At 71.2% G+C, this 13,456-nt stretch carries 13 protein-coding genes and 2 pseudogenes; 7 read left to right on the forward strand and 8 right to left on the reverse strand.

Going from position 1 to position 13,456, the window contains the following annotated elements; all coding sequences use genetic code 11:
- Positions 1 to 49: 49 nt before the first annotated feature.
- The 5 genes and pseudogenes from ACYVF3_RS23465 to ACYVF3_RS23485 all read left to right on the forward strand — a co-directional run bounded on the left by ACYVF3_RS23465 (position 50) and on the right by ACYVF3_RS23485 (position 3,643).
- Complete coding sequence (locus tag ACYVF3_RS23465; protein ID WP_461156420.1) at positions 50 to 685, forward strand: trimeric intracellular cation channel family protein; 636 nt, start codon at positions 50 to 52, stop codon at positions 683 to 685.
- Between the two features lie 328 nt (positions 686 to 1,013).
- Positions 1,014 to 1,193, forward strand: a pseudogene (locus ACYVF3_RS23470) (M20/M25/M40 family metallo-hydrolase); the annotation flags it as partial.
- A gap of 97 nt (positions 1,194 to 1,290) precedes the next feature.
- Positions 1,291 to 2,001 (forward strand): peptidase dimerization domain-containing protein, encoded by a 711-nt coding sequence (locus tag ACYVF3_RS23475; RefSeq protein WP_461156421.1) that lies wholly within the window; start codon positions 1,291 to 1,293, stop codon positions 1,999 to 2,001.
- A gap of 457 nt (positions 2,002 to 2,458) precedes the next feature.
- On the forward strand, positions 2,459 to 2,878 hold the full coding sequence (locus ACYVF3_RS23480; protein WP_461156422.1) for a GreA/GreB family elongation factor: 420 nt from the start codon (positions 2,459 to 2,461) through the stop codon (positions 2,876 to 2,878).
- A gap of 69 nt (positions 2,879 to 2,947) precedes the next feature.
- A complete protein-coding gene (locus ACYVF3_RS23485) occupies positions 2,948 to 3,643 on the forward strand; it encodes a DUF1028 domain-containing protein (protein ID WP_461156423.1) in 696 nt (231 codons plus the stop codon).
- Here the strand turns inward: ACYVF3_RS23485 and ACYVF3_RS23490 are convergent.
- The 7 genes and pseudogenes from ACYVF3_RS23490 to ACYVF3_RS23520 all read right to left on the reverse strand — a co-directional run bounded on the left by ACYVF3_RS23490 (position 3,604) and on the right by ACYVF3_RS23520 (position 10,090).
- Complete coding sequence (locus tag ACYVF3_RS23490) at positions 3,604 to 4,392, reverse strand: urease accessory protein UreD (protein ID WP_461156424.1); 789 nt, start codon at positions 4,390 to 4,392, stop codon at positions 3,604 to 3,606. The genes ACYVF3_RS23485 and ACYVF3_RS23490 overlap by 40 nt on opposite strands.
- Before the next feature lie 7 nt (positions 4,393 to 4,399).
- The gene (ureG, locus tag ACYVF3_RS23495) at positions 4,400 to 5,098 is read right to left on the reverse strand and encodes an urease accessory protein UreG (RefSeq protein ID WP_461156425.1); all 699 of its coding nucleotides are present in this window, start codon (positions 5,096 to 5,098) and stop codon (positions 4,400 to 4,402) included.
- A complete protein-coding gene (locus ACYVF3_RS23500) occupies positions 5,091 to 5,759 on the reverse strand; it encodes an urease accessory protein UreF (protein ID WP_461156426.1) in 669 nt (222 codons plus the stop codon). The genes ureG and ACYVF3_RS23500 overlap by 8 nt, the downstream gene beginning before the upstream one ends.
- A 10-nt stretch (positions 5,760 to 5,769) precedes the next feature.
- On the reverse strand, positions 5,770 to 7,479 hold the full coding sequence (locus ACYVF3_RS23505) for an urease subunit alpha (protein ID WP_461156427.1): 1,710 nt from the start codon (positions 7,477 to 7,479) through the stop codon (positions 5,770 to 5,772).
- A 185-nt stretch (positions 7,480 to 7,664) separates the two neighbouring features.
- Positions 7,665 to 7,946 (reverse strand): annotated as a pseudogene (locus ACYVF3_RS23510) (urease subunit beta); the annotation flags it as partial.
- Positions 7,943 to 8,245 (reverse strand): urease subunit gamma, encoded by a 303-nt coding sequence (locus tag ACYVF3_RS23515; protein ID WP_461156428.1) that lies wholly within the window; start codon positions 8,243 to 8,245, stop codon positions 7,943 to 7,945. The gene ACYVF3_RS23515 and the pseudogene ACYVF3_RS23510, both read right to left, overlap by 4 nt.
- 333 nt (positions 8,246 to 8,578) lie before the next feature.
- Complete coding sequence (locus tag ACYVF3_RS23520; RefSeq protein WP_461156429.1) at positions 8,579 to 10,090, reverse strand: PucR family transcriptional regulator; 1,512 nt, start codon at positions 10,088 to 10,090, stop codon at positions 8,579 to 8,581.
- A 112-nt stretch (positions 10,091 to 10,202) separates the two neighbouring features.
- Here ACYVF3_RS23520 and ACYVF3_RS23525 point away from each other — a divergent pair, with 112 nt between their 5' ends.
- Both ACYVF3_RS23525 and ACYVF3_RS23530 read left to right on the forward strand, forming a co-directional pair.
- Positions 10,203 to 11,675 (forward strand): purine-cytosine permease family protein, encoded by a 1,473-nt coding sequence (locus tag ACYVF3_RS23525; protein WP_461156430.1) that lies wholly within the window; start codon positions 10,203 to 10,205, stop codon positions 11,673 to 11,675.
- Positions 11,676 to 11,708: 33 nt separating this feature from the next.
- Positions 11,709 to 12,587 (forward strand): polysaccharide deacetylase family protein, encoded by an 879-nt coding sequence (locus ACYVF3_RS23530; RefSeq protein WP_461156431.1) that lies wholly within the window; start codon positions 11,709 to 11,711, stop codon positions 12,585 to 12,587.
- Here ACYVF3_RS23530 and ACYVF3_RS23535 read toward each other — a convergent pair whose 3' ends face one another.
- Entirely contained in the window at positions 12,588 to 13,406 is an 819-nt protein-coding gene (locus ACYVF3_RS23535) for an IclR family transcriptional regulator (protein ID WP_461156432.1), read from the reverse strand. It abuts the gene before it with no gap.
- Positions 13,407 to 13,456 lie beyond the last annotated feature (50 nt).

A 13,456-nucleotide genomic window follows, 5' to 3' on the forward strand; every position in this document is an offset into this window, starting at 1 on the left:
CCCGGGTGTCGGGGCGCGTGCCCGGGCCGGGGGCCGTCAGACTGAGGTCATGTCTCAACCGTCGCTGCTGCTCGCGCTGGACCTGACGGGCACGTTCGCGTTCGGCCTCAACGGTGCGCTGACCGCGGTGCGGATGGTTCGGCTGGATCTCGTCGGCGTCCTCACGCTGGGCATGATGACCGCGCTCGGCGGCGGGATCCTCCGGGACATCCTCATCGGCTCGCTGCCGCCCGCGACGTTCAGCGACGTGATCTACCTGGGCGTGGCGGCGGGCGGGGCGCTCGTGGCGTTCTTCATCAGCGTCGAGCTGGAGCGGTTCACCAAGCTGATCACCCTCTTCGACGCGGCGGGTCTGGCGGTGTTCTGCGTGACCGGCGCCAGCAAGGCGCTCGCCTACGGGCTGGGTCCGGTGCAGGCCGTCTTGCTCGGAGCGCTGACCGCGGTCGGCGGCGGAACGCTGCGCGACGTAGTCATCAAGCGGGTGCCCAACGTCCTGACCAGTGATTTCTACGCCGTCCCGGCTCTGGTGGGAGCGGCGCTGACGGTCCTGGCCGTGCGCCTGGAGGTCTACGGGGTCGCGGCCGCGCTCATCACCGCGGCGGTGGTCTTCGCCATCAGGATGCTCGGCGTCCGCTACAGCCTGCACGTGCCCAGCACGCCGCGCCGCGAGAACCCGGAGGAGTAGTTCAACCGCTGCGATCCCACCGCCCCGCGCTCATCCTGAGACGGGTTACCCGGAACGCGACCGGTGATGAGGAGCGATGATCGGCATGGACACGCGACGCGCCAGCGCAGTGCTGACCGACCTGAAGTCCGCGCTGGACTGGCAGGAGGACTTCTACCGGGACCTGCACGCCCAACCCGAGCTGTCCCACCAGGAGTCGCGCACCGCGTCGCTCGTGACCGACCGGCTCCGGGAGTCCGGCTACGAGGTCCACGAGCAGGTGGGCGGGACCGGTGTGGTCGGGGTGCTGGCCAACGGCGACGGTCCCGCGGTCCTGCTGCGGGCCGACATGGACGCGCTGCCGGTCCGCGAGGCGACCGAGCTGCCCTACGCCAGCACCGCCACCACCGACGACGGCACACCGGTGATGCACGCCTGCGGGCACGACGTGCACGTCGCGTGCCTGCTCGGCGCGGCGCAGCTGATGGCCTCGGCCACCGACCAGTGGACGGGCACGCTGATCGCGCTGTTCCAGCCCGCCGAGGAGGTCGCCGACGGTGCGCGCGGGATGATCGACGACGGCCTCCGCTCGCTGATCCCCCGCCCCCGCGCAGCACGTGCTGCCGATGCGAGCCGGCGAGGTCGCCACCCGATCCGGTCCCACGCTCGCCGCCGCCGACAGCATGCGCATCACCGTCCACGGCCGCGGTGCGCACGGATCGATGCCGCAGTCCGCCGTGGACCCCGTCGTGCTGGCGGCCATGATCGTGGTGCGGCTGCAGACCGTCGTCGTCCGCGAGATCGCGCCCGGCGAGCCGACCGTGCTCACCGTCGGCAGCATCCGGGCGGGCTCCAAGAGCAACATCATCCCGGATCGCGCCGAGATCCAGCTCAACGTCCGCACCTACAGCGAGCGGACCCGCGCCGAGGTGGTCAAGGCGATCAAGCGGATCGTCACCGCGGAGTGCCAGGCGTCGAGATCGCCGCGAGAACCCGAGTTCGAGATGTTCGAGCGCTTCCCGATCACCGACAACGACCCGGCGACCACCGACTCGGTCGCCGCGGCGTTCGCCGACTTCTTCGGTGAACGGGCCGGGCCGCTCGGCCAGTGGGCCGCCAGCGAGGACTTCAGCGACATCGCCACGGCGTTCGACGTGCCCTACACCTACTGGGGCATCGGCGGGATCGACCCGGATCTGTTCGACCGCGCCTCGAAGGCCGGTCGCGTCTCCCAGGACGTCCCGGCAAACCACTCGGCCACCTTCGCCCCGGTGATCCAGCCGACGCTGACCACCGGGACCCAGGCACTCGTCGTCGCGGCTCTCACCTGGCTGTGATCCCCCGTCGCGCCCGGGCGTGATGGCGCGATCGCACAACCGGGGCGTGCCGATTTGTTCGATTTCCACAGCGCCCTCGGCTCCGATCTCTGCCACGATCGGCCTCGTACGGCGACGTCAATCACGGGAGGGCTGGTCATGGGTTGCGGCATCGCTGACACCCGTCGTGGTCCGACGGTGATCGACCCCCATCCGTCCGCCCGCGCGACGCCCTGGCTCAGACCACCACGTCGCCGACGCTGACCACCCACCTGGCCGAGCGGCGAGCGCGCGCGAGCTGACGTCGCAGTCCTCGCGCCCCGCCGGGTGAACCGGCCGGATGCTCCGATGCCACTCCGCGTCTGGATCGCCGACGCGAGCGCCACGTGCCGCACTGGTCCCACCCGCGCTGCCGACGCCTCCACTCGGCGTTTGCGGAACGAGCGACCAGCCGAGAAGACCGACAAGAGGAAACCCCATGACCAGCACGCAAGGCCGTTGGATGACGCAGGACTCGCACGACCGGCTGCGCGCCGAGCTCACCGAGCTGCTGGCGCAGCGCTCCGAGGAGATCGAGGACGAGGGGCACCGCCGCGCCCGGATCGGGCAGATCAGGGATCTGCTGAACAACGCCGTGGTCGGTGAAACACCTCCGGACGACGGGGTCGCCGAGCCCGGGATGCTGCTGACCGTCCGGTTCGACGACGGCGAGACCGAGACGTTCCTGCTCGGCACCCGCGACGGGGCCGACTCCGACGAGCTCACCGTCTACTCGCCGGAATCCCCTCTCGGCACCGCGCTGGCCGGCGCCAAGCAGGGCGACGAGCGGACCTACGAGGTCCCCAACGGCGGGACCGAGCGGGTCACCCTCGTGCGGGCGGTGCCCCACCGGTCGTGATCCGCGGGCGTGCGCGGGCACGCCGCGACGTGAGCCACCAGATCAACGCAGGAGAGCACCGCAGTGCACGTGGGTACCTTCTCGATCGCCGCCTACGACCCCTCGACCGGGTGCGCGGGCGTCGCGGTCAGCACGCGCATGCCCGCCATCGGGGCGCTCTCGGTGTTCGCCGACGGGAACTCGGGTGCTGTGGCGACCCAGGCGTTGATCAACCCGCTGCTCGGCGTCGACGGCCTGGAACTCCTCCGCACCCGCTCCGCGGAGGAGACCCTGCGCGCACTGCTCGACGCCGACCCCGGCGCGGATTCCCGCCAAGTGGCCGTGGTGGACGCGCGTGGCGGTGCGGCGGCGCACACCGGCGCCGAGACGCATCCGTGGAGCGGGCACCGGACGGGCCCGGGTTTCGCCGTCGCCGGCAACATGCTCGTCGACGCGAGAACCGTTGAGGCCATGGCGGATCGGTTCACCGCGACCGGGGGCGAACCGCTGCACGCGCGCCTGATCCAGTCGCTCGAAGGGGGTCAGCGGGCGGGCGGGGACCGCCGCGGCAAGCAGAGCGCCGCCCTGCGGGTGAGCACCGGTGAGCCCTACCCGTACCTGGACCTGCGGGTGGACGACCACCCCGAGCCGGTGACCGAGCTGCGCCGGGTCTACGAGGTCGCGAAGCGGGAGCTGCTGCCGTTCGTCGAAGCGCTCCCGACCAGGAGCAACCCGAATGGCAGGTTTCACGAAATGCTCGGCACCGAGGACACCTCGGGTCGCTGATCCGGCGAACTCCGCGCGCTCAGGTCGTTCTCGGCGGGAGCGGCGACGAATTCCCGCCAGCGGTCCCAGGTTCCGCGCAGAGCCGCGTCGGCCTCGTGCGCGTGCCCGGAGAGCGCGCGGGCGATCGAGCCGGGCCCGGCGAGGGCCGTCTCGGGTGGGGACGCCAGGACGTCCGGACGTGCGCCGAGCAGCGCGACCGTGCCGAGCACCCGGCGATCACCGAGGATGCCGGGCGCGCTGCGCAGTGACGGAGCGCGCAGGTCGAGGTCCTCGACCAGGAGGTCCCTGCGGCCCAGTGCGCACCGCAGCGTCGAGCGCAGCGCTCCGCCCTCCTCCCCCGTGCGCCCGAGCACCAGGGTTTCGGAGACCAGGACGCGCGCACCTTCGTCCAGTTCGAGCACCGTGCTCCGGTGAACGTCGGCGCCACCCGCGACCACCATCGGCGCGGCGGCCCAGACGAGCGATCCACCGGTCTCGACGTGCACGTCGGCCGCCCAGCGCTGGTGGCCGCCGCGGGCGTCGTAGGCGACGAGGCCCGCCGGTTCGACGAGTTCGAGGTGCACGCCGCGACCCACCCGGACCTCGATCCGCAGGTCGTCCCCGGCGAGCAGGGTCGCGCACACGCCGACGAGCGCGATGCGCACGTGCGGACCCTCGACCCCGAGCAGGCGGGGGCGCAAGAACTCCCCCGCGCTCAGAACCTCGGCTCGGGCGACTCCGCCGACGAGGGCGACCGACACCGCAGCCATCCCGCGCTCACCCGTGCCGGTGGACGTGCGGGGCCATCGGTCCCGGGTCGACCGCGGTGCGCGCTCCGCTGCGGTGCTCGGCCACGAGGTGGTGCACCCACTTGCACAGGTCGCCGACGGACGCCTGATCCGCGCGGGACAGGGCGAGCGTGGGAAGACCCGAGCGTACCGATGCGGCGTCCTCGATCATCCGGGCGACGTCGACGTCCACGTGGTGCGCGAGGTCGGTCTTGTTGATCACCAGCAGGTCGGCGCGCTCGATGCCGGGACCTCCCTTGCGCGCGACGTCGCCGCCACCGGCCACGTCGATGCAGAAGATCTGGGCGTCGACCAGAGCGGGGCTGAACGTCGCCGTCAGGTTGTCCCCGCCGCTCTCCACGAGCACGACGTCCAGCGGCGAGAAGGCGCGCTCCAGGTCCTCGACGGCGATGAGGTTGGCGGTGACGTCGTCGCGGATCGCCGTGTGCGGGCAGGCGCCGGTCTCCACCGCGCGAATCCGCTCCACCGGCAGAACCCCTGCTGCGCGCAGCATTCGGGCGTCCTCGTCGGTGTAGATGTCGTTGGTGACCACCGCGAGCTCCAGCTCGTCGGCGAGCTGCGCGCACAGCGTCGCGATCAGGGTGCTCTTGCCGGTGCCGACCGGTCCGGCGATGCCCAGCCTCAACGGCCGGGACGCAGCGGTGCGGTGGTGTTCCTGTTCAGGCAACGAAGATCCTCCTAGTGCGGTTGTCGTGCTGCAGAGCCCAGTGCTCCGCCAGCGGTGCGGTCACCGCCGGCAGCTCGGCCGGGCAGGTGACGGCGGTGGCGATCTCCACCGATTCGCCGATGACCGCGCTCGATTCCCAGACCCAGCGCGCGGTGTCGACCGGATCGACGGGCAGCAGCTTGAGCGCCGCCGCCGCGACCGTCTGGGCGTCCTCGTACAGGCAGGCCCGCGCGACGCGGGCGGCGTCCATTCCCATGGCCGCCGCGACGACGCCCAGCGCCACGGGACGTTGCGGCGCCGGGCCGAGCGCGCCGAGCGCGGCCACGGCCGAGTGGTCCGGCCACCACCGCTCGGCCAGCCTGGCCAGTCCCCTGCCGAGCAGGGCCGAGGCCGTGCGCACCGGTTCGGTCGGGGTGCGCGCGAGCAGCGCGTCGTGGATCTCGTCGAGCCGCACGTGCTGCTCACCGGCGGCGCGCAGGGTCAGGACCGCGGCGGAGGCGTCGACAAGCGCGACCGAGCGCAGCCGTGCGCGGAGGTAGTCGGGCACCTCCGCGGGGCCGACCCCGGCCGCGAGCGCCGGTTCGAGCCCCGCCGAGTGCGCGTGCCCGCCGGTGGGGAGCCGGGCGTCCGCCAGGAGCATGGCTCCCAGGTCGGGGTCCATCGGCGCTCCTTTAGAACAGCGAGTAGCGCTGGGCCAGCGGCACCGTCGCGACGGGGTTCGGGCGGACGCGCTCGCCATCGATGCTGATGTCGAAGGTCTCCGGGTCCACCTCGATCCGCGGCAGCGCGGTGTTGTTCGGCAGGTCGTGCTTGGTGACGCCGCGGGTGGGCCGCACGGCCGCCAGCCTGCGGCGCAGGCCGAGCTCGTCGGCGAGGCCGTTGTCCAGCGCCGCCTGCGCCACGAAGCTCACCGACAGGTGCGGTGCCGACCCCGGTGCGTGGGGCAGCGCCGGACGCATCATGACCGGCTGCGGCGTCGGGATCGTGGCGTTGGGGTCGCCGAGCGCGCCCCACACGGCGGCGCCGCCCTTGATCACGGTGAACGGCCGGATGCCGAAGAACGCCGGGTCCCACAGGACCAGGTCGGCCAGCTTCCCCGGTTCCACGGAACCGATCTCGTGGTCGATGCCGTGCGCGACCGCGGGGCAGATCGTGTACTTGGCGACGTAGCGCCGCGCGCGTTCGTTGTCGGCGGGCAGCGACGAGCCCAGCGACCCGCGCTGGCTCTTCATCACGTGCGCGACCTGCCAGGTGCGGCACACGACTTCACCGATGCGCCCCATGGCCTGCGCGTCGGACGAGGTGATCGACATCGCCCCGATGTCGTGCAGGATGTCCTCGGCCGCCATCGTCGTCGGGCGGATGCGCGATTCGGCGAAGGCCAGGTCTTCGGGGACCTGCGGGTTGAGGTGGTGGCACACCAGGAGCATGTCCAGGTGCTCGGTGACGGTGTTGACGGTGTGCGGCAGGGTCGGGTTCGTCGAGGCGGGCAGCACGTTGGGTTCCCCGGCGACGACGATGATGTCGGGCGCGTGCCCGCCACCGGCGCCCTCGGAGTGGAACGCGTGGATGCCGCGGCCGTCGATGGCGTCGAGAGTGTGCTGCACGTAGCCGGTTTCGTTGAGGCTGTCGGCGTGCAGCGCGACCTGCAGGCCGAACTCGTCGGCGGCGCGCAGGGCCGAGTCGACGACCGCCGGGGTCGCGCCCCAGTCCTCGTGCACCTTGTAGCCGCCCGCCCCGGACAGCGCCTGCTCGGCGAGGCCTTCGGCGCTGACGGTGCTGCCCTTGCCGAACAGGATGACGTTCAGCGGCAGGTGGTCGAGCGCCCGGTGCATCATCGCCAGCGACCACGAGCCGGGGGTGACGGTCGTGGCCTTCGAGCCCTCGGTCGGCCCGGTGCCGCCGCCGATGACGGTCGTGGTGCCGGTGGCCAGGGCTTCGGCCATCTCGGCCTCGGTGAGGAAGTGGACGTGGGTGTCCACGGCGCCGGCGGTCAGGATCTTGCGGTCGCCCGCGATGACGTCGGTGCTCGGCCCGATGCGCAGGTCGGGGTGCACGCCGTCCATCACGTCCGGGTTCCCGGACTTGCCGACCGCGACGATGCGCCCGTCGCGGACCCCGACGTCACCTCGGACGACGCCCCAGTGGTCGAGCACGATGACGTTGGTGATGACCAGGTCCGGAGCGCCCTGCGCCCGCGTGGTCATGCCCTGCGCACCGGACTCGCGGATGCTCTTGCCACCGCCGAACACGGCCTCGTCGCCACCGGCGCAGAAGTCCTGCTCGATCTCGATCCACAGGTCGGTGTCACCGAGGCGCACCTGGTCCCCCGTGGTCGGCCCGTAGAGCTTCGCGTACTCGCGACGACCGATCTGGCTCAACTTCCCTCCTCCGTTCGCTGCTGGTCGGAACCGGTCTCGCGCTCGTCGGTGGCCGGTTCGTCGGTGACCCTCGCCCGCGCGGGAGGGGAGGCCGTCTCGGGCATCTCGGGTTCGGAACCCGGCGTCCCGTAGGGCACGACCTTCCTGGGCTCCCTGACGTGGGTGGGCATCTCGCGCTCCCGGATCTGGAGGCCGGGCACGTGCCCGCTCCCGCCGAAGGCCACCAGCTCGACGAGCCTGCTGACCCCGGGTTCGAAGCGCACCGAAGTGCCCGCCGGAACGTCGAGCCGGTACCCGCGGACGGAGTCCCGGTCGAAGGTCAGCGCCGGGTTGGCGTCCGGGAAGTGCAGGTGAGCCCCGACCTGGATCGGCCGATCACCGTCGTTGACCACCAGCAGCGTCTTCTTCTCGCGTCCCGCGTTGAGCTCGATGGGGGTGTCGCGGACGCGGACCTCACCGGGAATCACGAGATCGGCTCCGTGATCGTGACGAGCTTGCGCCCGTCCGGGAACGTCGCTTCGACCTGGACGTCGGTGATCATCTCGGGAACGCCCTCCATCACCTCGTCACGAGTGAGCACGCGCCTGCCCTCGTTCATCAGAGCGTGGACGGTGAACCCCTCGCGGGCGCGTTCGATCGCCCAGCAGGACAGCAGCGCGACCGCTTCCGGGTGGTTGAGCAGCACGCCGCGCTCCCGCCGATCGCGGGCGATCATCCCGGCGACGCTCAGCAACAGCTTCTCCGTGTCAGACGGAGTCAGATTCATGAATGCACCTCGCATCCCTGCGTTTCGCGCCCGACTGTAAGCCACAGCGGAATCGTTCGCACAACGAGCCGAGAGTCGCGGAATTGCTGATCGAGAAATCGCATAACAGCTGCTCACGGCTCCACATCGACTGAGCCGGAACAGCTTTCAGCTCAGCGGGACACCGATCGAAGGAATTCGTCCGCTTGAAGTTTTTTGACGACTCTCGCCACATCACGCATTTTTCGCACCCGGACCGGAAAATCGCAAGAACCGCAACAAAATTTAACCGCTCGCGCGATCGGATTTAAAAAATCCGCAACGAGACCCCGAACGGAACAGCTCCTGCTGGCATCAGCCGGCCTCGCCGCCGACGAGCACGTTGTGCAGCCGGACCGCGACGTGCAGATCGCCGAGCTTCTCAGGATCGGTCACATCAGCTCCCAGGCAGGCGGAGAGCTTCTCCAGCCGCTGGTACAGCGTCTGCCTGCGCACGTGCAGGCGCTCGGCGGCCCGGGTCTTGTTGGCCGCGCAGTCGAAGAAGACCTCCAGCGTTCGCAGCAGGCGGTCGCGGACCTCCCTCGGCTCGTCGAGCACGGCTCCCAGCTGCTCGCGGATGAACCGGTGGAGGACGGCGTCGGAATCGAGCTGGTGCACGAGCCGGTGCAGCGACCAGGCGGCCGCGTCGACCACACCGGTCGCCTCGCGCTGGGCGACCTCCAGCTGCAGGCAGCGACGCGCTTCGACGACCGCGTGCCGGATCCCGCCGGTGCCGGTGACCAGCGGCCCCACTCCGACGACCGCGTTCTCCGGCCCCTGGCCGCCGAGCTGGCGCACGTCCTGGATCAGACCTCGCCGGGAACGTTCGGGGTGGCGCGGTTCGAGGGCGACCAGCGCCAGGTACTCGTGGTCGCCCGCCTGGCCCACCGCCTGCCGCCCGTTGCGCTGCAACGCCTGCTCCAAGCTCTCGCGCACCCCCGCATCGACCTGGCCGGTGACGACGGCGACGAACGAATCCGCGCTGTTCAAGCCGGAATTGGTGATGAGGACGTCGAGGTCGGCCTGCGCGCCCGCCGGATCGCGGAGGTGGTGGAACAGGGCGCGCGTCGCGCGCATCCGGGGCGTGGGCGGCTGTTCCCGCAGCAAGGCGAGCGCGAACGCCTGCGGCGCCCGGTGCAGGGCGGCCTCCAGCACGAGCGGATCGACGCCCGGGCCCGCCAGCACCTCCAGCTGCGCGGTGCTGATGCCGTGCACGGTGAGGGTGGCGCGCCGCGTCACGGGCTCGTCCGGCTCGTCCTCACCCGACCTGGGTGCTCTCGCGAGCTCCGCGCCCGACCTGTCCCGCACCACGACCACCGCCCCGGTGATCTCCGCGAGCGCTCCGGTGAGCTGCTGGAGACCGGCGCCCGAGGTCAGCTGGGCCGACAGCACGTCGGAGAGGGAGTCGGCCAGCCGCAACCGGTGCACGGAATCGTTGATGAGCAGCCCGTTGACGTCCTCGGTGATCTGCACGAAGGGAACCGGCCGGTCGAACCGGATCAGCGGGAACCCCTGCTTCGCGCACTCGTCGATCACGGCGTCGGGCACTCCGGTGCCGGTGCTGGCCGTCTCCACCGCGAGCGCCGCGACCCCGCGCGCCGCCAGCTCGCGGACGTAGGAGCGCTGACGCGCGGGCCCCGCTCCCGAGAGCACCACGCCACCGGTGAGCAGCAGCTCGCCGCCTCGGAGCAGCGGCGCGATGTCGATGACCTCGCTGGAGTGCACCCACCGGACGCTGCGCGAACCGCTCCCGGCTCCGACCAACAGCACCGGGTCACCGCGTTGCACGCTGCGGTGACGGAGCACCTCGTCGAGGGTCATCTGCATGACGGATCGTCCATAGGTGTTCGGGAATTGATTGACGGAATGTACCTTGTCCGCCACCTCCCCCGGCAACAAGCATGGGCGAACGCCTTAGGTCAGCCTGGAGGGAGAACCGATGAAGAGCCCGGCAACGGACGACCCCGCGAGAGGTGATTTCGAAGAATCCCTCCAGCCCATCCCGGAGGGCGCGAGGACGCGCAGGGTCTCCGGCCAGTTCTGGATCTGGGCCGGCGCGAACATCGCCCCGATCAACTGGGTCCTGGGCGCGCTGGGCATCGAGCTGGGGCTCGGGCTGTCGGACACGTTGATCGTGCTCATCGCGGGCAACTTCATCGGCATGGCCCTGTTCGGCCTGTTCGTGCTGCTGGGCCAGCGCACGGGCGCGACCGGGATGGTGCTGTCCAGGGCGGCGTTCGGCCGGCGGGGGGCTTACCTGCCCGCCGCCATCCAGGCCCTGCTCGCGGTGGGGTGGTGCGCGGTCAACACCTGGATCATCCTGGACCTGGTCATGGCGTTGCTGGGCGAGCTCGGGCTGGTCGACCCGGACGCGCAGAACCACGCCGCCAAGCTGCTCGTGGCCGCGGCGATCATGCTCGCCCAGGTGGTCATCTCCTGGTTCGGCTACCGCGCCATCGCCGCGTTCGAGCGCTGGACCGTGCCGCCGACGATCGCGGTGCTGGTGCTCATGTCGTTGGTCGCCTGGACCCAGCTGCAGATCGACTGGAGCTACGCGGGCCCGCCGGGCGAGGTCCTGACCGGCATCGACCGGCTCAGCGCGATGACGGCGGTGATGACCGCGATCGGGATCGGCTGGGGCATCACCTGGTTCACCTACGCCGCCGACTACTCGCGGTTCGTCAGCACCGAGGTACCGCGTCGCCGCCTCTACCTCGCCAGCACGCTGGGGCAGTTCCTGCCCGTGGTCTGGCTCGGCGTGCTCGGCGCGTCACTGGCCACCAAGAACGGCGAGGCCGATCCCGGACGTCTGATCGTGGACAACTACGGGTCGCTGGCCGTGCCGGTGCTGTTCCTGGTGATCCACGGCCCGATCGCCACCAACATCCTCAACATCTACACCTTCGGCGTCGCCGCGCAGGCCCTGGACGTCAAGGCCTCCCGCCGCACGCTGAGCACGGTCGTGGGCGTGTTCGCGATGCTGTGCGTGGCGCTGTTCGTCTTCCACGGCGATCTCGCGTCCGTGCTGGACTCCTGGCTGGTGTCCCTGGTGGCCTGGGTGGCCTCCTGGGCCGGGATCATGCTCGTCCACTTCTTCGTCCTGGAGCGCGGCACCGCCGACACCGCCCGGTTGTTCGGGCCGGTGGGGACCGATCGCCTGCCGGACTTCAACTGGGCCGCGCTGTTCGCCTTCGGCTCGGGCGTGGTGGCCACCTGGCTGTTCATGCACGGCGTGCTGGAGGTCTTCCAGGGACCGATCGCCGGTGCCATGGGAGGCATCGACCTGTCCTGGCTGGCCGGCGGCGCCGTCTCCGCCGCGCTCTACGCCGCGACCGGCCCGCGGGCGCACCGCCGGTACCTGCCGGACGCGGCGGTGAGCCGGGGCGACGTGCGCGATCCCTCCCCTTCCTGAGCGGTGTCATTCCCGATGTGCAACGAGGTGAAGATGTCCGAGACTCCCGGATCGTTCCCCTGGCAGCGCGGCGTGCGCGCCGCTGCGGCGCTGACGTTCGACGTGGACGCCGAATCCTGCGCGCTGGTGCAGGATCCGTCCTCGGTGAACCGGATGTCCCTGATGGGCCACCAGTCCTACGGCCCCCGGGTGGGCGTGCCGCGGCTGCTGCAGGTGCTCCGCCACCAGGACGTGCGGGCGACCTTCTTCGTCCCCGGCTACACGGCTGAGTGCTACCCCGACACCGTGCGGGCCATCGTCGACGACGGCCACGAGGTGGCCCACCACGGCTACATCCACGAGTCGATGCGCGGGCTCTCCGAGGCCGCCGAAGCCGAGTACCTGGACCGGGGGCTCGAAGCGCTCGACCGCGTGGCCGGTGTCCGGCCGACCGGCTACCGCGCGCCCTGGTGGGAGATGAACTGGCACACCCCGAAGCTGTTGGCGGAGCGCGGTTTCACCTACGACTCCAGCCTGCTCGACGACGACGTCCCGTACCTGATGACCACGTCGGGACCGGGTTCGGCGGAGCTCGTCGAGATCCCGGTGGACTGGTCGCTGGACGACTGGGAGCAGTTCGCGTTCTTCCCCGGCTGGACCGGAAGCGGGGTCATCGAGAGCCCGCTGAAGGCGCTGGAGATGTGGTCGCTGGAGGCCACGACGCGCCACGCCGAGGGCGGGTGCTTCGTGCTGACCGCACACCCGTTCCTGTCGGGCCGCCCGACCAAGGCCCACGTCCTCGACAAGCTGCTCGAGCTCCTGAAGTCGCTCGACGGGATGTGGGTGACCTCGCTGGCCGAGATCGCCGCGCACGCGCGGCCCGAGTGCGGGCCGGCCCGCACGCACGAGCCGCTGCAGGACGTGCCGCTGTGATCAGGGGCGCGGCGGCGCCACGTCGGTGTCGCCGCGCCCGCCCAGCCGGGCGGAGATCTCCGCGGCGGTCTCGCGCACCGCTCGCGCCAGCTCCTCGCGCAGCTGGGCGGAGATGCGGAAGCTCGGCGCCGACAGCAGCAGCGCGGCCACGACCTGGCCGCGGTGGTCGCGCACCGGCGCGCTGATCCCGACCTCTTCCACGTGCGATTCGCCGGCGTTGATGGCCACTCCGCGACGGCGCACCTCGGCGAGCCGTTCGAGGTAGGCGCCGACCTCGGCGTCGTCGCTCGTCGCCGGGCGCAGCAGTCCCCGTTCCAGCAGGTCCCTGGCCCGGCCCTCGGACAGCTCGGCGAGGAAGACCTGCACGGACGCGCTCGCCGCGGTGGTGTAGCGGGTTCCGATCGGGGTGGTGTGCTTGACCTGCTTCGGGCTGGGGACCTGCTCGACCGAGATGGACTCGTGGCCGCTCCAGACGACCAGGGCGCTGGTCTCACCGGTGCGCTCGGTGAGCCGTTCCAGCGAGGGGTAGGCCAGGCGGCGGACGTCGAGGTTGGCCAGCAGCGGCCCGGCGAGACCGATCAGACCGGAACCGAGCCGGAACCGCCCGTTGTCCGGGTCGCGCAGGACCAGGTCCATCTGCTCCAGCTGACCGAGCAACCGGGAAACCGTGCTCTTGTGCAGGTCGACCCGGCGAGCGATCTCGGTGACCCCGAGCGCGGGCTCGTCCACCGAGAACGCGCGCAGGATGCGGAAGCCGTTGTGCAGCATCGAGGAAGCGCTCCTGGCTTCCTGCCGGTCGATCTCGTCGTTGTCGGTCATGGTTCTCCTGCACCACCGCACCTCGCTCGCGGCTGCGAGCCGTGCCGGTG

Source organism: Saccharopolyspora tripterygii (genome assembly GCF_054778355.1).